The 19855-nt window shown below is 57.4% G+C and carries 30 protein-coding genes; 2 read left to right on the top strand and 28 right to left on the bottom strand.

Annotated features, from left to right (window positions below; genetic code table 11):
* The first annotated feature begins 59 nt into the window (after positions 1 to 59).
* Positions 60 to 746 carry an OmpW/AlkL family protein gene (locus ACIGHL_RS16445; RefSeq protein WP_046163951.1) on the top strand — a complete coding sequence of 229 codons (687 nt, stop codon included), beginning with the start codon at positions 60 to 62 and terminating at the stop codon, positions 744 to 746.
* A 73-nt stretch (positions 747 to 819) separates the two neighbouring features.
* On the opposite strand, the gene ACIGHL_RS16450 is transcribed toward ACIGHL_RS16445, so the two are convergent.
* The 4 genes from ACIGHL_RS16450 to ACIGHL_RS16465 form a co-directional block, all read right to left on the bottom strand.
* A complete protein-coding gene (locus tag ACIGHL_RS16450) occupies positions 820 to 1749 on the bottom strand; it encodes an NAD-dependent epimerase/dehydratase family protein (RefSeq protein WP_128120960.1) in 930 nt (309 codons plus the stop codon).
* Positions 1742 to 2626 carry a sugar nucleotide-binding protein gene (locus ACIGHL_RS16455; protein ID WP_128120961.1) on the bottom strand — a complete coding sequence of 295 codons (885 nt, stop codon included), beginning with the start codon at positions 2624 to 2626 and terminating at the stop codon, positions 1742 to 1744. The genes ACIGHL_RS16450 and ACIGHL_RS16455 overlap by 8 nt, the downstream gene beginning before the upstream one ends.
* 10 nt (positions 2627 to 2636) lie before the next feature.
* Entirely contained in the window at positions 2637 to 3137 is a 501-nt protein-coding gene (locus tag ACIGHL_RS16460) for a single-stranded DNA-binding protein (protein WP_216706983.1), read from the bottom strand.
* Between the two features lie 165 nt (positions 3138 to 3302).
* Positions 3303 to 4670: an MFS transporter gene (locus tag ACIGHL_RS16465; protein ID WP_128120962.1), complete on the bottom strand. Its 1368-nt coding sequence runs from the start codon at positions 4668 to 4670 to the stop codon at positions 3303 to 3305.
* Between the two features lie 131 nt (positions 4671 to 4801).
* Here ACIGHL_RS16465 and uvrA point away from each other — a divergent pair, with 131 nt between their 5' ends.
* A complete protein-coding gene (uvrA, locus tag ACIGHL_RS16470) occupies positions 4802 to 7639 on the top strand; it encodes an excinuclease ABC subunit UvrA (RefSeq protein WP_128120963.1) in 2838 nt (945 codons plus the stop codon).
* 483 nt (positions 7640 to 8122) lie between these two features.
* Here uvrA and rplQ read toward each other — a convergent pair whose 3' ends face one another.
* The 24 genes from rplQ to rplB form a co-directional block, all read right to left on the bottom strand.
* Positions 8123 to 8509, bottom strand: a complete 387-nt coding sequence (gene rplQ, locus ACIGHL_RS16475) for a 50S ribosomal protein L17 (protein ID WP_025240355.1) — start codon at positions 8507 to 8509, stop codon at positions 8123 to 8125.
* A gap of 45 nt (positions 8510 to 8554) precedes the next feature.
* On the bottom strand, positions 8555 to 9556 hold the full coding sequence (locus ACIGHL_RS16480) for a DNA-directed RNA polymerase subunit alpha (protein ID WP_019339960.1): 1002 nt from the start codon (positions 9554 to 9556) through the stop codon (positions 8555 to 8557).
* Between the two features lie 22 nt (positions 9557 to 9578).
* Entirely contained in the window at positions 9579 to 10199 is a 621-nt protein-coding gene (gene rpsD, locus ACIGHL_RS16485; RefSeq protein ID WP_045430555.1) for a 30S ribosomal protein S4, read from the bottom strand.
* 17 nt (positions 10200 to 10216) lie between these two features.
* Complete coding sequence (gene rpsK / locus ACIGHL_RS16490) at positions 10217 to 10606, bottom strand: 30S ribosomal protein S11 (protein WP_014854207.1); 390 nt, start codon at positions 10604 to 10606, stop codon at positions 10217 to 10219.
* 30 nt (positions 10607 to 10636) lie between these two features.
* Entirely contained in the window at positions 10637 to 10993 is a 357-nt protein-coding gene (gene rpsM, locus ACIGHL_RS16495) for a 30S ribosomal protein S13 (protein ID WP_073301056.1), read from the bottom strand.
* A 131-nt stretch (positions 10994 to 11124) separates the two neighbouring features.
* Positions 11125 to 11241 (bottom strand): 50S ribosomal protein L36, encoded by a 117-nt coding sequence (gene rpmJ / locus ACIGHL_RS16500; protein WP_014854209.1) that lies wholly within the window; start codon positions 11239 to 11241, stop codon positions 11125 to 11127.
* Positions 11242 to 11271: 30 nt separating this feature from the next.
* Positions 11272 to 12600: a preprotein translocase subunit SecY gene (gene secY, locus ACIGHL_RS16505; protein ID WP_046164402.1), complete on the bottom strand. Its 1329-nt coding sequence runs from the start codon at positions 12598 to 12600 to the stop codon at positions 11272 to 11274.
* A complete protein-coding gene (gene rplO, locus ACIGHL_RS16510; RefSeq protein ID WP_045430567.1) occupies positions 12601 to 13035 on the bottom strand; it encodes a 50S ribosomal protein L15 in 435 nt (144 codons plus the stop codon).
* Positions 13036 to 13038: 3 nt separating this feature from the next.
* On the bottom strand, positions 13039 to 13218 hold the full coding sequence (gene rpmD / locus ACIGHL_RS16515) for a 50S ribosomal protein L30 (protein ID WP_003281818.1): 180 nt from the start codon (positions 13216 to 13218) through the stop codon (positions 13039 to 13041).
* A 2-nt stretch (positions 13219 to 13220) separates the two neighbouring features.
* The gene (gene rpsE, locus ACIGHL_RS16520) at positions 13221 to 13721 is read right to left on the bottom strand and encodes a 30S ribosomal protein S5 (RefSeq protein ID WP_019339966.1); all 501 of its coding nucleotides are present in this window, start codon (positions 13719 to 13721) and stop codon (positions 13221 to 13223) included.
* A gap of 3 nt (positions 13722 to 13724) precedes the next feature.
* Positions 13725 to 14075 carry a 50S ribosomal protein L18 gene (gene rplR, locus ACIGHL_RS16525; RefSeq protein ID WP_019339967.1) on the bottom strand — a complete coding sequence of 117 codons (351 nt, stop codon included), beginning with the start codon at positions 14073 to 14075 and terminating at the stop codon, positions 13725 to 13727.
* A gap of 10 nt (positions 14076 to 14085) precedes the next feature.
* Entirely contained in the window at positions 14086 to 14619 is a 534-nt protein-coding gene (gene rplF, locus ACIGHL_RS16530) for a 50S ribosomal protein L6 (protein ID WP_128120964.1), read from the bottom strand.
* Between the two features lie 12 nt (positions 14620 to 14631).
* Positions 14632 to 15024, bottom strand: a complete 393-nt coding sequence (rpsH, locus tag ACIGHL_RS16535) for a 30S ribosomal protein S8 (RefSeq protein ID WP_003281824.1) — start codon at positions 15022 to 15024, stop codon at positions 14632 to 14634.
* Between the two features lie 185 nt (positions 15025 to 15209).
* Positions 15210 to 15515, bottom strand: coding sequence for a 30S ribosomal protein S14 (gene rpsN, locus ACIGHL_RS16540; RefSeq protein ID WP_046164401.1), 306 nt, complete (start codon positions 15513 to 15515; stop codon positions 15210 to 15212).
* Between the two features lie 13 nt (positions 15516 to 15528).
* Positions 15529 to 16068 carry a 50S ribosomal protein L5 gene (rplE, locus tag ACIGHL_RS16545; RefSeq protein WP_019339970.1) on the bottom strand — a complete coding sequence of 180 codons (540 nt, stop codon included), beginning with the start codon at positions 16066 to 16068 and terminating at the stop codon, positions 15529 to 15531.
* Between the two features lie 19 nt (positions 16069 to 16087).
* Positions 16088 to 16402 (bottom strand): 50S ribosomal protein L24, encoded by a 315-nt coding sequence (gene rplX / locus ACIGHL_RS16550; protein WP_019339971.1) that lies wholly within the window; start codon positions 16400 to 16402, stop codon positions 16088 to 16090.
* Between the two features lie 11 nt (positions 16403 to 16413).
* The gene (gene rplN, locus ACIGHL_RS16555; protein WP_003289207.1) at positions 16414 to 16782 is read right to left on the bottom strand and encodes a 50S ribosomal protein L14; all 369 of its coding nucleotides are present in this window, start codon (positions 16780 to 16782) and stop codon (positions 16414 to 16416) included.
* Between the two features lie 23 nt (positions 16783 to 16805).
* Positions 16806 to 17072: a 30S ribosomal protein S17 gene (rpsQ, locus tag ACIGHL_RS16560; protein WP_025240347.1), complete on the bottom strand. Its 267-nt coding sequence runs from the start codon at positions 17070 to 17072 to the stop codon at positions 16806 to 16808.
* Between the two features lie 2 nt (positions 17073 to 17074).
* Positions 17075 to 17266 (bottom strand): 50S ribosomal protein L29, encoded by a 192-nt coding sequence (rpmC, locus tag ACIGHL_RS16565; RefSeq protein ID WP_003289209.1) that lies wholly within the window; start codon positions 17264 to 17266, stop codon positions 17075 to 17077.
* The gene (gene rplP / locus ACIGHL_RS16570; RefSeq protein ID WP_003176421.1) at positions 17266 to 17679 is read right to left on the bottom strand and encodes a 50S ribosomal protein L16; all 414 of its coding nucleotides are present in this window, start codon (positions 17677 to 17679) and stop codon (positions 17266 to 17268) included. Before rplP ends, rpmC begins: the two co-directional genes overlap by 1 nt.
* Positions 17680 to 17691: 12 nt before the next feature.
* Positions 17692 to 18378: a 30S ribosomal protein S3 gene (rpsC, locus tag ACIGHL_RS16575; protein WP_046164400.1), complete on the bottom strand. Its 687-nt coding sequence runs from the start codon at positions 18376 to 18378 to the stop codon at positions 17692 to 17694.
* Positions 18379 to 18391: 13 nt separating this feature from the next.
* Positions 18392 to 18724 carry a 50S ribosomal protein L22 gene (gene rplV / locus ACIGHL_RS16580; protein WP_007924194.1) on the bottom strand — a complete coding sequence of 111 codons (333 nt, stop codon included), beginning with the start codon at positions 18722 to 18724 and terminating at the stop codon, positions 18392 to 18394.
* A gap of 13 nt (positions 18725 to 18737) precedes the next feature.
* Positions 18738 to 19013, bottom strand: a complete 276-nt coding sequence (rpsS, locus tag ACIGHL_RS16585) for a 30S ribosomal protein S19 (RefSeq protein WP_021209376.1) — start codon at positions 19011 to 19013, stop codon at positions 18738 to 18740.
* Positions 19014 to 19029: 16 nt separating this feature from the next.
* Positions 19030 to 19851 (bottom strand): 50S ribosomal protein L2, encoded by an 822-nt coding sequence (rplB, locus tag ACIGHL_RS16590; protein WP_128120965.1) that lies wholly within the window; start codon positions 19849 to 19851, stop codon positions 19030 to 19032.
* Between the last annotated feature and the right edge of the window lie 4 nt (positions 19852 to 19855).

Consider the following 19855-nt stretch of genomic DNA (forward strand, 5'->3'; position numbering starts at 1 on the left):
CCCGCACGCCCTACCATGGCCACCAGTCGCAACACACCATGTCTGGATGGAGTTCCATTATGCGTAAGACCCTGTTTACCGCGTCCGTGCTGGCCGTAGCCCTCGCCTCCCCCTTCGCCCAGGCCCATCAGGCTGGTGATGTGATTGTCCGTGCTGGTGCGATCACTGTTGATCCACGTGAGGAAAGCGGTGACATCTATGTAGGCGCGCTCTCCACGAGCGTTGCAGGGACCAAGGCCACCCTCGATAGCGATACCCAGCTGGGCCTGAACTTCGCCTACATGGTTACCGACAAAGTCGGCATCGAATTGCTCGCCGCTAGCCCTTTCACCCATGACGTCGGTGTTGCTGGCATGCCCGGCGGTTTTGCAGCGTTGAATGGCAAGCTGGGCGAGCTCAAGCACCTGCCGCCGACCCTAAGCGTCGTGTACTACCCGCTCGACAGCAAGTCAGCGTTCCAACCCTACGTAGGCGCTGGCATCAACTACACCTGGTTCTTCGATGACAAGCTCAGCAGCGAAGCCGAGGGCAAGGGCTTCAGCGGTCTGGACATGAAGGACTCGTGGGGCCTGGCTGCACAAGTAGGTATGGATTACATGCTGACCGACAATGTGATGATCAACGCCCAGGTTCGCTACATCGACATCGATACGACAGGCACAACGAACTACGGCGGCGCCAAGGTCAAAGTCGATGTGGACGTCGATCCGATGGTCTACATGGTCGGCCTCGGCTACAAGTTCTGAATCCGTCGGCATTGCCGAATCTCGGACAAGACAAAGGCGCCTCTCGGCGCCTTTTCTATGCCTGCGGATAACGCTACAAACCTAGCAATTTCGCCAGGCCGTCACGCATTCCGGTAGCAGGCTCAGGTAAACGATAGCGCTGCAGCAGCCGCGTATTGTTAGCTCGCGAATGACGGATATCTCCTTGTCGCGCCGCCTGGTAACTCACCTTGGGCAATCCGCCCAGCACATCGCCAACCGCATCGAGCAACTGGTTCAACGAGGTCGCCTGGTTAAGGCCAACATTCACAGCACCCACCTCCACCACAGGCAGCTCTAGCGCCTGCAGCAGTAGCTCTACCAGATCGCCTACGTAGAGGAAATCCCGGGTCTGTTCTCCATCCCCATAAACAGCAATAGGCAATCCCTTCTGTGCCCGCTCGGTAAAAATGCTGATCACACCTGAATAGGGTGAGGATGGATCCTGCCGCGGACCGTAGATATTGAAGAAGCGGAAGACTGCCGGCTCAAGCCCATGCTGACGCCGGTAGAAATCAAGATAGTGCTCACTGGCCAGCTTGTCCGCCGCATATGGAGTCAAGGGCACCTTGGGCGTGTCCTCGTCGATGGGCTGGCCTTCGCCATTGTTGCCGTAAATCGCCGCGCTGGAGGCGAAAACAACCCGGCGTACGCCCGTCTCGCGCATGGCCTCACACAAATTCAGCGTGCCGACCAAATTACTCTGGTGCGTGCCAACCGGGTCATCGACCGAAGCCTGTACCGACGCCACCGCGGCAAGGTGCACAACGGCGCGACATCCCTGAACTGCGCGGCGCATGGCTTGTGCATCCGCCACATCACCCACAATCAGCTCAACGCTCCCATCGTCCGGTAAATTGCCGCGTTTTCCGGTGGACAGGTTGTCCAGCACCCTAACAGGGTAGCCTCGCGCGACAAGCGCATCGATAAGGTTGGAGCCAATGAAACCGGCGCCACCGGTAACCAGAATCGGTAAGTCAGCCATGTCGATAGTAGCGCTCCAGCAGGCTCGGCAGCCCAGTGCGCCAGGCGCGCGGCTTGATGCCGAAGGTATTGAATATTTTCTTGCACGCCAGCACGCCATGCTGCGGCTCGTCCGCTGCATCCGAGCAGGCTGCGTGGGCGATGGGAGTCAGCTTCTCGACCGCCAGCTGGCGATGGTTAGCCGCTTCGGCCAGAAGCGCCTGGCCAACCACCAACGGGGTTGACGCCTCGTGCCCACCATAGTGGTAGGTACCCCACAACGGCGCCTCGCAATCGAGCTGCTTCAACACAGCCAGGATGACCCGCGCAGCATCTTCAACAGGCGTAGGGTTGCCGCGACGATCATCAGCGAGACACAGCTCGTCGTTCTGCTCAAGACGCTGAAGGAACCGACCCAGCAAGCCATCTGAGCTATCGTCAAGCAACCAACCAAACCGTAGCAAAACGTGCCGTGGGCAAAGCGAACGCACACTCTGCTCCACACGCCAAAGGGCACAGCTGCGAGCATCCAGCGGCGCCACCTCGTCTTTTTCGCTGTAGGAGGTGGTTCTGGCCCCATCAAAGACGCGGTAGCTGGACGGCTGCATCAGTACAAACTGATGATGCTGGCCCAGTTCGGCCAGGCGCTCGACTGCGCGCTCTTGACTGGCGAGCACCGCTTCATCGACACGCCCACTCTGGAACCAGTCGAAGTAATAGGCGAGGTTGATCACGATATCCGGGCGGTTATCGTCGAGCAAAGTAGTCAGACTTGGCGCATCCCAGCCCTGGCTGGGCGGGCGTGGCGCGAGGAAGCCGATGTCCTCCTCGGCACCCAGGCGGATAAGCGCCTGACCCAGGGCATTACCGCCGCCCAACAGCATCAGGCGCATTCGCATGGAGTGAACTCTAGAACGGGATATCGTCGTCGAAGCTGTCGTAGTCCGGGGCCGGCTGCTGGGCAGGCTGCGGCTGAGACTGCGGGCGCGATTGTTGTTGCTGTTGCGGCTGGGAGTCACGCTGAGGGCGCGGCTGAGGCTGACGAGGCGCGTCATCGGAGCTGCCACCACGGCCGCCGAGCAGCTGCATGGTGCCGCCCATGTCTACTACCACCTCGGTGGTATAGCGCTTGACGCCATCCTTTTCCCACTCTCGGGTTTGCAGGCGACCCTCGATATAACACTGCGAGCCCTTGCGCAGGTACTCGCCAGCAATCTCGGCAACCTTGCCGAACAGCACAACACGATGCCACTCGGTGCGCTCCTGCTGCTGGCCAGTCTGCTTGTCTTTCCAGCTGTCGGTGGTGGCCAGCGTGATATTGGTCACCGCATTGCCATTGGGCATGTAGCGGGTTTCCGGGTCGCCGCCGACATTGCCGATCAAGATGACTTTATTCACCCCTCTGGCCATGGGTAACTCCTTTGCTGAAACATGAATGTAGTTGGCTGGAATCCTCGTGATCGGGAAACAACCAATGACCGGCAATCTTACCCTACCGCCGGAGGTCGGCCAACCGGTGCGACTGGACGATGCCAAAGCCACAAGTCTGTCGACGGGCAATGTGGCGTCGCTCGATCAGGCCACCAAGTGATCCAGTGCAGCCCGATCCAGCGCTTTCAGGTCCACCTTCACATAAGCAGCGGCCTCCTCGATGATGACCACTGCGTCGGACACACCAGGGACCGCCAGCATCTGCTCGGTGAGTACCGGATTACGCGCTGCCCCAGCCGATAGCGGCAGACGAAGTCCCGTGACATAGGGGGGTTCACGCATACTCCAAGTCACGGCCAACCAGAGCGCGCAGAGCGCTGCACAACCAGCAAATACCAGGCCTAGCCCACCCTGCTGATAGAGCCAACCGCCAAGCACGCCGCCCAGGCCGGAGCCGAGAAACTGACTCGTTGAGTAAATCCCCATTGCCGTTCCCTTACCACCTGCGGGGGCGACCTTGCTAATCAGCGAAGGCAACGAAGCTTCCAGCAAGTTGAAAGCGATGAAGAAGACGATCATGCCGCCGACCAACGACCAGAGCCGATCGCCGAACCACCAGAGGAACAACTCGGAAAGTACCAGCACCGCGACCGCACCCAGGACGATGCGCCTCATCTGACGTTTCTTTTCACCATAGATGATGAAAGGCACCATACCGAAGAAACCTACCACCAGCGCGGTAAGGTACACCCACCAGTGCTCCTCCTTGGGCAAAGCGGCTTCATTCACAAGCGCCAACGGCAACGCCACGAAGCTGGCCATGAGAACGGCATGGAGCGCGAAAATACTGAAATCAAGCCGCAGCAGATCGGGATGGCGAAGCGTTGATCCCAGCGCCTGCCTGGCAACCCCGGATTCGCGGTGCCTGATATGTGCAGGCGCGCGCGGAAGCACGGCTACGACGAGAATGCCTAGCACCGCCATGCCTCCTGTTACCCAAAACAACCCTGAGAGTCCGACTGCGCTTGTCAATAGCGGACCGACAACCATCGCCACCGCGAACGATACGCCGATGCTCATGCCAATCATCGCCATTGCTTTGGTGCGATGCTGTTCCCGAGTCAGGTCGGATAGTAAGGCCATTACCGCAGCCGAAATCGCGCCGGCCCCTTGTAGGACGCGACCGGCGATCACCCCCCAGATGGTGTCGGCCGTTGCGGCGAGCACAGCGCCCGCGGCAAAGATCAGTAGCCCGAAATAGATCACCGGAAGGCGTCCAATTCGATCAGAGATCATTCCGAACGGAATTTGCAGCACCGCTTGGGTCAAACCATAAGCACCAATGGCGAGACCAATGAGTGCCGGCGTTGCGCCCTGCAGATCCATACCATAGGTTGCCAGCACCGGCAGAACCATGAACATGCCGAGCATGCGAAACGCGAAAACCAGGGCTAAGCCGGAGGCTGCACGGGTTTCGCTAGTGCTCATGCCCTCGCTGTAAGGATCATGCATGTGGGGTCTCGCTTGAATTAACCGGCGGCGATTCTAGCAGTCATCCCCTGCTCGGCACAGGCTCGCTACTTTGCCGTGATGTCGCCCCTGGCCGTATACTTTCGGGTTTTCGCCCGCCATGCGAGGCTGCTTTGGACAAGATTCTGATTCGTGGGGCTCGTACCCACAACCTGAAAAACATCGACCTGACCTTGCCGCGCGACAAACTGATCGTGATCACTGGCCTGTCCGGTTCGGGCAAATCCTCGCTGGCCTTCGACACGCTTTATGCCGAGGGCCAGCGCCGCTACGTCGAATCCCTATCGGCATACGCCCGGCAATTTCTCTCGATAATGGAAAAGCCCGACGTCGATACCATCGAAGGGCTCTCTCCCGCCATTTCCATCGAGCAGAAGTCGACGTCGCACAATCCGCGCTCCACTGTCGGCACCATTACCGAGATCTACGATTACCTGCGCCTGCTCTATGCACGCGCGGGCACTCCACGTTGCCCCGACCATGACGCGCCACTGGAGGCCCAGACGGTTAGCCAGATGGTCGACCAGGTGCTGGCACTGCCGGAAGGCCGCAAGCTGATGCTGCTAGCCCCGGTCATTCGTGAGCGTAAGGGCGAGCATTTGGCGGTATTCGACGAGCTGCGCGCTCAGGGCTTTGTACGCGCGCGGGTCAACGGTCGGCTCTACGAACTCGATGAGCTACCCAAGCTGGACAAGCAGAAAAAACATTCCATCGACGTTGTGGTGGATCGCTTCAAGGTCCGAAGCGATCTTCAGCAACGGCTTGCCGAATCATTCGAAACCGCACTGAAGCTCGCCGACGGCATAGCCCTGGTCGCCTCGATGGAAGAGGGCGATGACAGCGATGAGATGATCTTCTCGGCTCGCTTCGCCTGCCCCATCTGCGGGCACTCGATCAGCGAGCTGGAGCCCAAGCTGTTCTCCTTCAACAACCCAGCCGGGGCGTGCCCGACCTGCGACGGCCTCGGCGTCAAACAATTCTTCGATGCCAAACGCCTAGTCAACGGCGAGCTGACGCTGGCTGAAGGTGCTATTCGTGGCTGGGATCGCCGCAACGTCTATTACTTTCAGATGCTCGGCTCACTCGCCTCGCATTACGGGTTCAGTCTCGACGAACCGTTTGACTCACTGCCGCCCGACCAGCAGAAGTTCGTTTTGCGCGGCAGCGGCAAGGAGAATGTTGACTTTCGCTACCTGAACGACCGCGGCGACATCGTCAAACGTTCGCACCCCTTCGAGGGCATCATTCCCAACCTCGAGCGTCGTTACCGTGAAACCGAGTCCAATTCGGTGCGCGAGGAGCTGGCCAAATATCTCAGCACCCAGCCCTGCCCGGAATGTCGAGGCACCCGGCTGCGCCGCGAAGCTCGACATGTCTGGGTCGGGGACAAGACGCTGCCCGCAGTGACCGGGCTGCCTATTGGCGACGCCACCGAGTATTTCGGCGGTCTTACGCTGCCAGGCCGCCGAGGCGAGATTGCCGATAAGATCCTCAAGGAAATCTGCGAGCGCCTCCAGTTCCTGGTGAATGTTGGCCTCGACTACCTGACCCTGGACCGCAGCGCCGACACCCTATCGGGCGGCGAAGCTCAGCGCATCCGCCTGGCGAGCCAGATTGGTGCCGGCCTGGTCGGCGTCATGTACATCCTCGACGAACCTTCCATCGGGCTCCATCAACGGGACAACGAGCGCCTGCTGGGCACGCTTCGCCACCTCCGCGACATCGGCAACACAGTCATTGTCGTCGAGCACGACGAGGACGCAATCCGCCTGGCTGACTACGTAGTCGACATTGGCCCGGGGGCGGGCGTGCATGGCGGGCGGATCGTGGCAGAGGGCACTCCCGATGAAGTCATGTCCAACCCTGCGTCGCTGACCGGCGGTTATTTATCCGGCCGGGTGAAGATTCTCTATCCTGCCGAACGGACACCGCGTAACCCCGACAAGTTACTCAAGCTGAAGGGGGCACGAGGGAACAATCTGCGCAACGTAGATTTAGAAATCCCGGTCGGCCTGCTGACCTGCATCACAGGTGTTTCGGGCTCAGGTAAGTCGACACTGATCAACAACACGCTCTTCCCGATCACCGCCACAGCCTTGAACGGCGCTACTACTCTAGAAGTAGCACCGCACGACTCCTTCGACGGGCTCCAGCATCTGGACAAGGTCGTAGACATCGATCAGAGCCCGATTGGACGAACGCCCCGCTCCAACCCAGCCACCTATACCGGGCTGTTCACCCCCATTCGCGAACTCTTTGCCGGCGTTCCGGAAGCACGGTCGAGAGGCTACGGACCGGGACGGTTCTCCTTCAATGTGAAGGGTGGGCGCTGCGAAGCCTGCCAAGGCGACGGCGTGATTAAGGTAGAAATGCATTTTCTGCCCGACATCTACGTGCCCTGTGATGTGTGCAAAGGCAAACGTTACAACCGCGAAACGCTCGAGGTGAAGTACAAGGGCAAGAGCATTACCGAAGTACTGGGCATGACCATCGAGGAAGCCAGGGAGTTCTTCGATCCAGTGCCCGCTGTAGCGCGCAAGCTGCAAACGCTGATGGATGTCGGGCTCTCCTATATCAAGTTAGGACAGAGCGCGACCACCCTTTCAGGCGGAGAGGCTCAGCGGGTCAAATTGTCACGCGAACTCTCCAAACGCGACACCGGCAAGACGCTCTACATCCTCGATGAACCAACCACTGGGTTGCACTTCGCGGATATCCAGCAACTCCTGGACGTGCTCCACCGCCTTCGCGACCACGGCAATACTGTCGTGGTGATCGAACACAACCTGGATGTAATCAAAACCGCTGACTGGCTAGTCGATCTGGGGCCGGAAGGAGGCTCGAAGGGCGGTCAGATCATCGCAACAGGTACGCCGGAACAAGTGGCCTCAATGCCCCAGTCACATACCGGCCACTTCCTAAAACCCTTGCTGGAGCGCGACAAAGCCTGACAGCATAAAAAAGCCGGGCATAAGCGCCCGGCCTTTAACATCAGCTATCCAGCTATCCCGTCGGGATCAATCCCAGGCCTCTCAAAGTCCGCCCATACGCCAGAATCAGCACCCACGGTATACGGGTGAGCGCAGCTCACGCATTCACTCCGCCTTAGGGTCGTTTACCCTATTGGTGGTCGACAACGTCTCGCCCCCTGCCGCCACAACCGTAACGCGCGCGTCCGCGACACAAAGAGCAGGCACATAGCGGACCCATGACCACGAGCCTAGCGAACTGTGACTAGCAGCAAACGAAGAGCGGATACCTTAAGCAGCCATGTTTTGCTCATGTCATCTTCAGCTGAATGCCTGCGATTGGCCTGGCGTTCTAGAAAGACGCCTTCAAAAAGCCAATACACCAATCAGAGTAGGGTAATAAGGAACCAATCTACCCGCATAAAAAAACCGAGCATAAGCTCGGTTTTTTTAAGCAAGCAAAACTTACTCAGCAGCTTCCACTTCACCGGTGACCGGACGGTCAACAAGCTCAACGTAAGCCATCGGCGCATTGTCTCCGGCGCGGAATCCGCACTTGAGAATACGCAGGTAACCACCCTGACGAGCGGCGTAACGCGGACCTAGATCGTTGAACAGCTTGCCAACAATAGCCTTGGAGCGAGTACGGTCGAAAGCCAAACGACGGTTAGCGACGCTGTCTTCCTTAGCCAGAGTGATCAGCGGCTCGGCTACGCGACGCAGTTCCTTGGCCTTGGGCAGGGTTGTTTTGATCAGTTCGTGCTCGAACAGCGACACAGCCATGTTCTGAAACATGGCCTTGCGGTGAGCGCTTGTGCGGCTGAGATGACGGCCACTTTTACGATGACGCATGATTGAAATTCCTTACCAAACGATCAGTTCGGTGACTATGGTCGATCAGGCCGTAGCCTTATCGTCCTTCTTGAGACTGGCCGGCGGCCAATTGTCGAGGCGCATGCCGAGGGACAGACCACGAGAAGCCAGAACATCTTTGATTTCGGTCAGAGATTTCTTGCCTAGGTTCGGCGTCTTCAACAGCTCGACTTCGGTGCGCTGAATCAGATCACCGATGTAGTAGATGTTTTCTGCCTTGAGGCAGTTCGCCGAACGTACGGTCAGTTCCAAGTCGTCAACTGGACGCAACAGGATCGGATCGATCTCGTCTTCCTGCTCGACCACGACCGGCTCGCTGTCACCCTTAAGGTCGACGAACGCGGCCAACTGCTGCTGCAGAATGGTCGCGGCACGACGGATCGCTTCTTCAGGATCCAGGGTTCCGTTGGTTTCCAGGTCGATAACCAGCTTGTCCAAGTTGGTACGCTGCTCAACACGAGCATTTTCGACAACATAAGCCACGCGACGGACCGGGCTGAAGGTTGCGTCGAGCTGAAGACGCCCAATACTGCGGCTTTCATCTTCATCGCTCTGACGCGCATCAGCCGGCTCGTAGCCACGGCCGCGAGCGACCTTGAGCTTCATGTTGATCGAGCCATTAGCCGCCAGATTGGCGATCAGGTGATCGCCATTGACGATTTCGACATCGTGATCCAGCTGGATATCGGCAGCGGTAACAGCGCCCGCGCCCTTCTTCACCAGGCTCAAGGTCACTTCATCACGGCCGTGCAGCTTGATGGCGATACCTTTGAGGTTCAGCAGGATTTCGATGACATCTTCCTGCACGCCCTCGATAGCGCTGTACTCGTGGAGCACACCGTCGATCTCAGCCTCGACCACAGCACAGCCGGGCATGGAGGACAACAGAATGCGACGCAGCGCGTTGCCCAGGGTATGGCCAAAACCGCGCTCGAGGGGCTCGAGTGTGATCTTGGCACGGGTCGGACTGACCACCTGCACATCGATATGGCGGGGGGTCAGGAACTCATTTACCGAAATCTGCATGGATACACCTATTTTCTAGCCCTTACTTGGAGTAGAGCTCGACAATCAGGTTTTCGTTAATGTCGGCTGACAGATCACTGCGCGCCGGAACATTCTTGAAAACACCGGATTTCTTGTCGGCATCTACTTCGACCCATTCAACGCGACCGCGCTGTACGCACAGTTCAAGGGCTTGGGCGATACGCAGCTGGTTGCGGCATTTCTCACGAACGGCTACCACGTCACCAGCTTTAACCTGGTAAGACGGAACGTTCACAGTCTGACCGTTGACGCTGATCGACTTGTGCGAGACCAGCTGACGCGATTCGGCACGAGTAGAGCCAAAGCCCATGCGATACACGACGTTGTCCAGACGGCACTCGAGCAGTTGCAGAAGGTTTTCACCGGTGGCGCCCTTGCGGCTGGCAGCCTCCTTGTAATAACCGCTGAACTGGCGCTCGAGAACACCATAGATACGGCGGACTTTCTGCTTCTCACGCAGCTGGGTGCCGTAGTCGGACAAACGACCACGACGCTGACCGTGAACACCCGGCGGGGTTTCGATGTTGCACTTCGATTCGAGCGCGCGCACACCACTCTTCAAAAAGAGATCGGTGCCTTCACGACGAGACAGTTTGCACTTGGGACCAATATAACGAGCCATTTCTCACTGTCTCCTGATTACACGCGGCGCTTCTTCGGCGGACGGCACCCGTTGTGCGGGATCGGCGTCACGTCGGTGATGCTGGCGATTTTATAACCACAGCCGTTCAATGCACGAACAGCAGATTCACGGCCCGGACCAGGACCTTTGACATTGACGTCTAGGTTCTTGAGGCCATATTCCAGTGCCGCCTGACCAGCGCGCTCAGCAGCCACCTGGGCAGCGAACGGCGTGCTCTTACGGGAGCCGCGGAAACCGGAACCACCGGAAGTCGCCCAGGACAACGCATTGCCTTGGCGATCAGTGATAGTGATGATGGTGTTGTTAAAGGAAGCATGGATGTGGGCGATGCCATCAACCACCGTCTTTTTTACCTTTTTACGAGGACGAGCAGCAGGTTTTGCCATGATTAGATTCCTGTCGATGCGCTAATGCGATTACTTGCGGATCGGCTTACGCGGACCCTTACGGGTACGAGCGTTGGTCTTGGTACGCTGACCGCGCACTGGCAGACCACGACGATGACGCAGGCCGCGATAGCAACCCAGGTCCATCAAGCGCTTGATCTTCATGTTGACTTCGCGACGCAGGTCACCTTCAACGATGAACTTGCCCACTTCGCCACGCAGCAGTTCAACCTGCTCGTCAGTGAGATCCTTGATTTTTGCTGCCGGGTTTACACCGGTAGCGGCACAGATTGTCTGTGCGCGAGTGCGACCAACACCATAGATGTAGGTCAGCGAGATAACAGTGTGCTTGTTATCCGGAATGTTTACGCCTGCAATACGGGCCATTCAGTGAAACTCCAATTGACAGCTACCCAACGCCCCGGAAGCCAAGAAAAGGGCGCGAGATACTAACGCTGTAATAACAAATAATCAACCCGGCAGCGCACTAGCTGCCGGGCCCGAGCCTTAGCTCACAATCAGCCTTGGCGCTGTTTGTGCCGCGGTTCTGCGCTGCAGATCACTCGAACGACGCCTTCGCGACGAACGATCTTGCAGTTGCGGCACAGTTTTTTGACCGATGCGCGAACTTTCATGACCAACTCCTAGAACCTTACGAGCCGACTTCAGCGAAGCATTCCGCTGCCGTAGCCCTTCAGGTTGGCTTTTTTCATCAGGGAATCGTACTGGTGGGACATCAGGTGTGACTGCACTTGGGACATGAAGTCCATTACAACCACGACCACAATCAGCAACGAGGTCCCGCCAAGGTAGAACGGCACATTTGCGGCTACCACAAGGAACTGAGGAAGCAAGCAAACAGCCGTCATGTACAGGGCACCGAACAAGGTCAAGCGGGTCAGCACACCATCGATATAGCGCGCCGACTGCTCACCAGGACGAATCCCTGGAATAAACGCACCGGACTTCTTCAGGTTTTCTGCGACGTCTTTAGGATTGAACATCAACGCCGTATAGAAGAAGCAGAAGAAGATGATGCCGGCACTGAACAACAGGATATTCAACGGCTGACCGGGAGCAATCGCCTGCGAGATATCAGCCAGCCAGCTCATGCTTTCGGACTGGCCAAACCACTGACCCAACGAAGCCGGGAACAACAGAATGCTGCTCGCAAAGATTGCCGGAATCACACCAGCCATATTGACCTTCAAGGGCAAGTGACTTGTCTGCGCAGCGAAGACCTTACGACCCTGCTGACGCTTAGCGTAGTGCACGGCAATCCGCCGCTGGCCACGCTCAATGAAGACCACGAAACCGATGATCGCAACAGCCAGCAGACCCACCGCCAACAGCGCAATGATATTGACATCACCCTGACGAGCCGACTCGAAGGACTGCCCAAGGGCGCCCGGCAAGCCAGCAACGATACCAGCAAAAATCAACATCGAAATGCCGTTTCCGACACCACGCTCAGTGATCTGCTCGCCCAGCCACATCATGAACATCGCACCCGCCACAAACGTCGTGATAGCGACAAAATAGAAGCCGAAGTCACTGCTGAATGCGACGCCTTGGCCGGCCAGCCCGACGGACATGCCAATAGCCTGCACGATCGCCAGAACGAGCGCTAGATAGCGCGTGTACTGGCTAATCTTGCGGCGACCGGCCTCGCCTTCCTTTTTCAACTGCTCAAGCTGCGGACTGACAGCTGTCATGAGCTGCATGATGATCGATGCCGAAATGTACGGCATGATCCCCAAAGCAAAGATACTCATGCGCTCCAGCGCACCACCTGAAAACATGTTGAACAGGCTAAGGATGGTCCCTTCGTTCTGACGGAACAGCTCGGCCAACCTGTCGGGATTGATCCCCGGCACCGGGATGTGCGCCCCTATCCGATAGACGATAATCGCCATCAGCAAAAAGCGCAGACGAGCCCAGAGTTCAGACAGCCCGCCATTACTCAGCGCGGAGAGAGCACCTTGCTTAGCCATTTATTCCTCGAACTTGCCGCCAGCTGCTTCGATAGCCGCACGCGCACCTTTGGTGGCGGCGATGCCTTTCAGGGTCACAGCGCGACCAACCTCACCGGACAGCATGACTTTCACACGCAGTACGTTCTGGTTGATGACATTGGCATCCTTGAGGCTCTGCACGGAAACGACGTCGCCTTCGACCTTAGCCAGCTCGGATGTACGCACTTCTGCGCGATCCATGGCTTTTAGCGAAACGAAGCCGAACTTCGGCAGACGACGATGCAGAGGCTGCTGGCCGCCCTCGAACCCGGGAGCAATCTTGCCACCGGAACGGGAAGTCTGACCCTTGTGACCGCGGCCACCGGTCTTACCCAGGCCGCTACCGATACCACGACCCACACGCAGTTTTTCGCGACGGGCACCCGGCGCAGAACGCAAATCGTTCAGTTGCATGGCTTAGCCCTCCACACGGAGCATGTAATAAGCCTTGTTGATCATGCCCCGATTTTCAGGAGTGTCCTGAACTTCGACGGTGTGACCAATGCGACGAAGGCCAAGGCCCTTAACGCACAGCTTGTGATTGGGGATACGGCCACTGACGCTTTTAATCAGCGTGACCTTGACGGTGTTAGCCATGATCAGGAAATCTCCTCGACGCTCTTGCCACGCTTGGCAGCGATCGACTCGGGCGACTGCATGGCTTTCAAACCCTTGAACGTGGCATGAACCACGTTCACAGGGTTAGTGGAGCCATAGCACTTAGCCAGAACGTTCTGCACGCCAGCAACTTCAAGAATGGCGCGCATGGCACCACCAGCGATCACGCCAGTACCTTCGGAAGCAGGCTGCATGTAGACCTTGGAAGCGCCATGCGCCGCCTTGGTAGCGTACTGCAGCGTGGTGCCGTTCAGATCAACCTGGATCATGTTGCGGCGAGCCGCCTCCATGGCCTTCTGAATAGCAGCCGGTACTTCACGGGACTTGCCGCGACCGAAACCTACACGGCCCTTACCATCACCGACCACGGTCAACGCGGTGAAAGTGAAGATACGACCACCTTTTACAGTCTTGGCGACGCGGTTAACTTGAACCAGCTTCTCAATGTAGCCTTCGTCGCGCTTTTGCTCGTTATATGCCATAACTTAGAACTCCAGCCCGCCTTCACGAGCAGCATCAGCCAGTGCCTTCACACGACCGTGGTACTTGAAGCCAGAACGGTCGAACGCCACCTGGGTGACACCTGCGGCCTTAGCGCGCTCAGCGACCAGCTGACCAACTTTCTTGGCAGCGTCGACGTTGCCAGTGGCACCGCCACGCAGTTCTTTGTCCAGTGTCGAGGCGCTGGCCAGGACCTTGCCGCCGTCGGCCGAAAGGACCTGGGCGTAGATGTGCTGGGAAGAGCGGTACACACAAAGGCGTACGGTTTCCAGCTCGCGCATCTTCAGGCGTGCCTTGCGAGCGCGACGCAGACGAGTAACTTTCTTTACGCTCATTTGCTATGCCCTACTTCTTCTTAGCTTCTTTACGACGGACCACTTCGTCCGAGTAACGCACGCCTTTGCCCTTATAAGGCTCGGGGCGGCGGAAGTCGCGGATTTCAGCAGCCACCTGACCGACCAGTTGCTTATCGACACCCTTAATCAGGATATCGGTCTGACTGGGGGTCTCAGCGGTAACGCCTTGCGGCAGTTCATATTCCACCGGATGCGAGAAGCCGAGAGCCAGGGACAGCACTTGACCTTTGGCTTGCGCCTTGTAACCAACACCAACCAGCTGAAGCTTACGCTCAAAGCCTTGACTGACACCGATCACCATGTTGTTAACCAGTGCACGGGTAGTACCGGCCATGGCGCGATTCTGCTGATCGCCATTGCGAGCAGCGAAACGCAACTCACCAGCCTCGTGAATCACTTCCACGGACGAGTGCACATTCAGTTCCAGAGCGCCCTTGGCACCCTTTACCGAAAGCTGCTGGCCGGATATGTTGAATTCAACACCAGCGGGCAGCTTGACGGGGTTCTTAGCAACGCGAGACATGCTTATCCCCCCTTAGAACACTGTGCAGAGCACTTCGCCGCCAACGCCAGCAGCGCGGGCAGCTCGATCAGTCATCACACCTTTGTTGGTGGACACGATCGAAACACCCAGACCGCCGCGAACCTTCGGCAACTGATCAACGGATTTGTACTGGCGAAGGCCAGGACGGCTTACGCGCTTCAGCTCCTCGATGACCGGACGGCCCTCGAAATACTTAAGCTCGATAGACAGCTGCGGCTTGGCGTCGCTGCTGACGTTGTATCCTGCGATATAGCCTTCACCTTGAAGAACGTTGGCTACTGCCACCTTCAGAGTGGAAGACGGCATGCTTACGACGGACTTTTCAGCCATCTGGGCATTACGGATACGAGTTAGCATGTCCGCTAACGGGTCCTGCATACTCATGGGCTCTTGGCTCCTAATACAAAAAAATAAGCCCGCGAAGGCTCGTGTCGCCTGCTAGAAGAGCGAACGCCAAAGGCGTGGCTCGGGCGAGCCGGACATTCTAGAGATAGTCTAGAAACGAATCAAGCCCCATAGGGGCTTGATTTTGGAACAGCCAGCCCGACAGGAACGCCGGGCTACCATTCTTACCAGCTAGCTTTGACCAGACCTGGTACGTCGCCACGCATAGCGGCCTGACGCAACATGTTACGCGCAAGACCGAACTTGCGATAAACACCGTGCGGACGACCGGTCAAACGGCAGCGGTTACGCAGGCGCGAAGCGCTTGCATCACGAGGCTGCTTCTGCAGAGCCACCTGAGCTTCCCAGCGCGCTTCCGGAGTGGACTCCGGATTGGCGATGGTTGCTTTCAGCGCGGCACGCTTCTGGGCGTACTTAGCAACCGTTTGCTGACGCTTCAGCTCGCGGTTCTTCATGCTTTGCTTAGCCATGTGCCTACTCCAATCAGTTACGGAACGGGAAGTTGAATGCACGCAACAGCGCGCGACCCTCTTCATCCGTCCGAGCAGTAGTGGTCAGAGTGATGTCCAGACCACGCAGGGCATCGATCTTGTCGTAATCGATTTCCGGGAAGATGATCTGCTCTTTCACGCCCATGCTGTAATTGCCGCGGCCGTCGAACGACTTGGCATTCAGGCCGCGGAAGTCGCGAACCCGAGGCAGGGAGATCGACAACAAGCGATCCAGGAACTCGTACATACGATCACTGCGCAACGTCACCTTGACACCGATCGGCCAGCCTTCACGGACCTTGAAGCCAGCGATAGACTTGCGAGCGTGAGTCACAACGACCTTCTGGCCGGTGATTTTCTCAAGATCGGCAACCGCGTTATCGATGATTTTCTTATCACCGATTGCCTCGCCAATACCCATGTTGAGGGTGATCTTGGTAATGCGCGGAACTTCCATCACGTTACCAAGCTGAAGCTCTTCTTTCAGCTTGGGAGCGATCTGCTTCCGATAAACTTCTTTTAGTCGTGCCATGGTTATCTACCTAGCAGTCTCAAGCTTCAACCGGCTTTTGGGTCGACTTGAAGACACGAATTTTCTTGCCGTCTTCAACCTTGAACCCAACGCGGTCAGCCTTGTTGGTTTCGCCATTGAAAATAGCGACGTTAGAGGCGTGCAGTGGCGCCTCCTTCTCGACGATACCGCCCTGAACGCCCGACATCGGGTTCGGCTTGGTATGACGCTTCACCAGGTTGATACCACCAACAACCAAGCGGTCGTCAGCGAGAACCCGGAGCACCTTACCGCGCTTACCCTTGTCTTTGCCGGCGATGACGATGATCTCGTCGTTGCGACGAATCTTTTGCATGCGGCTTCTCCTTACAGCACTTCAGGCGCGAGCGAGACAATCTTCATAAACTTCTCTGAACGAAGTTCACGCGTCACCGGCCCGAAAATACGGGTGCCGATTGGCTCCTGCTTGTTGTTCAACAAAACAGCAGCATTGCCATCGAAGCGGATGATGGAGCCGTCTGGACGACGAACACCGTGACGGGTACGGACTACTACAGCAGTCATTACCTGGCCTTTTTTGACCTTGCCACGTGGAATCGCTTCCTTCACGGTAACCTTGATGATGTCGCCGATGCCGGCATAACGGCGGTGCGAACCGCCGAGAACCTTGATACACATGACGCGACGAGCGCCACTGTTATCAGCGACATCGAGCATTGATTGAGTCTGAATCATATAATTTCTCCGACCCTTAGCCCTTAGACTTCGACGGCACGTTCGACGACATCAACCAACATCCAGCACTTGGTCTTCGCCATAGGACGAGTCTCGCGAATCGTGACCTTGTCGCCGATACGGCACTGGTTGGTTTCGTCGTGGGCGTGCAGTTTGGTCGAACGCTTCACGTATTTACCGTAGATCGGGTGCTTGACGCGACGCTCGATCAGAACGGTGATGCTTTTGTCCATCTTGTCGCTGACGACGCGGCCAGTCAGCGTGCGGACAGTTTTTTCAACTTCAGCCATGATCACTTACCTGCCTGCTGGTTGAGCACAGTCTTGACACGAGCGATGTCGCGCTTGACTTGCGAGAGCAGGTGAGACTGCCCCAACTGGCCAGTTGCTTTCTGCATACGCAGATTGAACTGGTCGCGCAGCAGCTCGAGCAATTGCTCATTTAGCTGCTGAGCGGATTTTTCACGAAGTTCATTCGCTTTCATCACATCACCGTCCGCTTAACAAAGGAGGTGGCGAGCGGCAGCTTTGCAGCAGCCAGGGCGAATGCCTCACGCGCCAGCTCTTCGGAAACACCCTCGATCTCGTAGAGCACTTTGCCCGGCTGAATCTGGGCTACCCAGTACTCGACGTTGCCTTTACCTTTACCCATCCGCACTTCAAGCGGCTTTTTGGAGATAGGCTTGTCGGGGAAAACACGGATCCAGATCTTTCCGCCACGCTTCACGTGACGAGTCAACGCACGACGTGCGGACTCAATCTGACGCGCAGTTAAACGACCACGAGCGACAGACTTCAGAGCGAATTCGCCGAAGCTGACTTTGCTACCGCGCTGAGCCAAGCCACGGTTGTGACCAGTCATTTGCTTGCGGAATTTTGTACGCTTTGGTTGCAACATTTGGCGTACTCCTTACTTGGTAGCTTTTTTACGAGGCGCAGGCGCTTGAGGCTTGAGCTCTTCATGGCGACCACCAATTACTTCGCCTTTGAAGATCCAGACCTTGACGCCGATCACACCGTAGGTGGTGTGCGCTTCGTAGGTGTTGTAGTCAATATCGGCACGCAGGGTGTGCAGCGGCACACGACCTTCCCGATACCATTCTGTACGAGCAATTTCAGCCCCACCCAGACGACCGCTCACCTGGATCTTGATGCCCTTGGCACCAATACGCATTGCGTTTTGTACCGCGCGCTTCATGGCGCGGCGGAACATTACGCGACGCTCCAGCTGCTGAGCGACGTTCTGTGCTACCAGCATTGCATCGAGCTCCGGCTTGCGGATTTCTTCGATGTTGATGTGCACAGGCACACCCATTCTCTTGGTCAGGTCCTGACGCAGCTTCTCAACATCCTCACCCTTCTTGCCGATCACGATGCCGGGACGAGCGGTGTGGATGGTGATGCGTGCGGTTTGAGCCGGACGATGGATGTCGATACGGCTTACGGACGCGCTTTTTAATTTGTCTTGGAGGTACGCACGCACGTTCAGATCTGCAAGCAGATAATCGGCGTATGTACGACCGTCTGCATACCAGACGGAAGTGTGCTCCTTGACGATTCCCAGGCGTATGCCAGTGGGATGTACTTTCTGACCCATCTGATCGACTCCGTTACTTGTCCGCAACCTTGACAGTGATATGGCAAGACCGCTTGACGATGCGATCAGCGCGGCCTTTGGCACGCGGCATGATGCGCTTAAGCGAACGCCCCTCGTTGACGAAGACCGTAGAGACCTTCAGGTCATCCACGTCAGCGCCTTCGTTGTGCTCGGCGTTGGCTACAGCCGACTCCAGCACTTTTTTCATGATCTCGGCGGCTTTCTTACTGCTGAAAGCCAGCAGGTTGAGCGCTTCGCCCACCCTCTTCCCGCGGATCTGGTCGGCGACCAGGCGGGCTTTCTGGGCGGAGATGCGAGCGCCCGACAACTTAGCGGCTACTTCCATCTTTCCTTACCCCTTAGCGCTTGCCTTTCTTGTCCGCTACGTGCCCGCGATAAGTGCGGGTACCAGCGAACTCGCCGAGTTTGTGACCGACCATATCTTCGCTCACGAGAACGGGGACATGTTGACGGCCGTTATGCACAGCGATGGTCAGACCGACCATTTGTGGCAGGATCATCGAACGACGCGACCAGGTTTTAACCGGCTTGCGATCATTCTTTTCCATCGCCACTTCGACCTTCTTCAATAGGTGAAGATCGATAAAAGGACCTTTTTTCAGAGAACGCGGCACTGTCGTATCCCTCTAGTTACTTGCGACGACGGACGATCATGTTATCGGTGCGCTTGTTAGAGCGAGTCTTCGCGCCCTTGGTCGGGAAGCCCCATGGCGACACCGGATGACGACCACCGGAGGTACGACCCTCACCACCACCGTGGGGGTGATCGACCGGGTTCATTGCCACACCGCGAACGGTCGGACGGACACCGCGCCAGCGCTTAGCACCCGCCTTACCGAGCGAACGCAGGCTGTGCTCGGAGTTCGAGACTTCACCCAGGGTCGCACGGCATTCAGCCAGTACCTTGCGCATCTCGCCGGAGCGAAGACGCAGAGTAACGTAGGCACCTTCACGAGCAACCAGCTGAGCCGAAGCACCAGCCGAACGCGCGATCTGGGCACCTTTGCCCGGCTTGAGCTCAACACCGTGAACGGTCGAACCCAGCGGAATGTTACGCAGCGGCAGGCTGTTGCCAGCCTTGATTGGCGCATTGACGCCAGAGAGCAGCTGATCGCCAGCAGTTACACCCTTGGGTGCGATGATGTAGCGACGCTCGCCGTCCGCGTACTTCAGCAGCGCGATGTGTGCAGTACGGTTCGGGTCGTATTCAACGCGCTCAACGACGGCTGGGATGCCATCCTTGTTGCGACGAAAATCGACCAGACGATAATGCTGCTTATGACCACCACCGATGTGACGAGTGGTGATACGGCCGTTGTTGTTACGGCCACCAGTCTTCGACTTCTTCTCGAGCAGCGGAGCATAAGGAGCGCCTTTGTGCAGCTCCTGATTGACCACCTTGACCACGAAACGGCGGCCCGCGGAAGTCGGTTTGCATTTAACGATTGCCATGATG

The sequence above is a fragment of the Pseudomonas sp. NPDC077451 genome (assembly GCF_044543345.1).
In the GTDB taxonomy this organism is placed as follows: domain Bacteria; phylum Pseudomonadota; class Gammaproteobacteria; order Pseudomonadales; family Pseudomonadaceae; genus Stutzerimonas.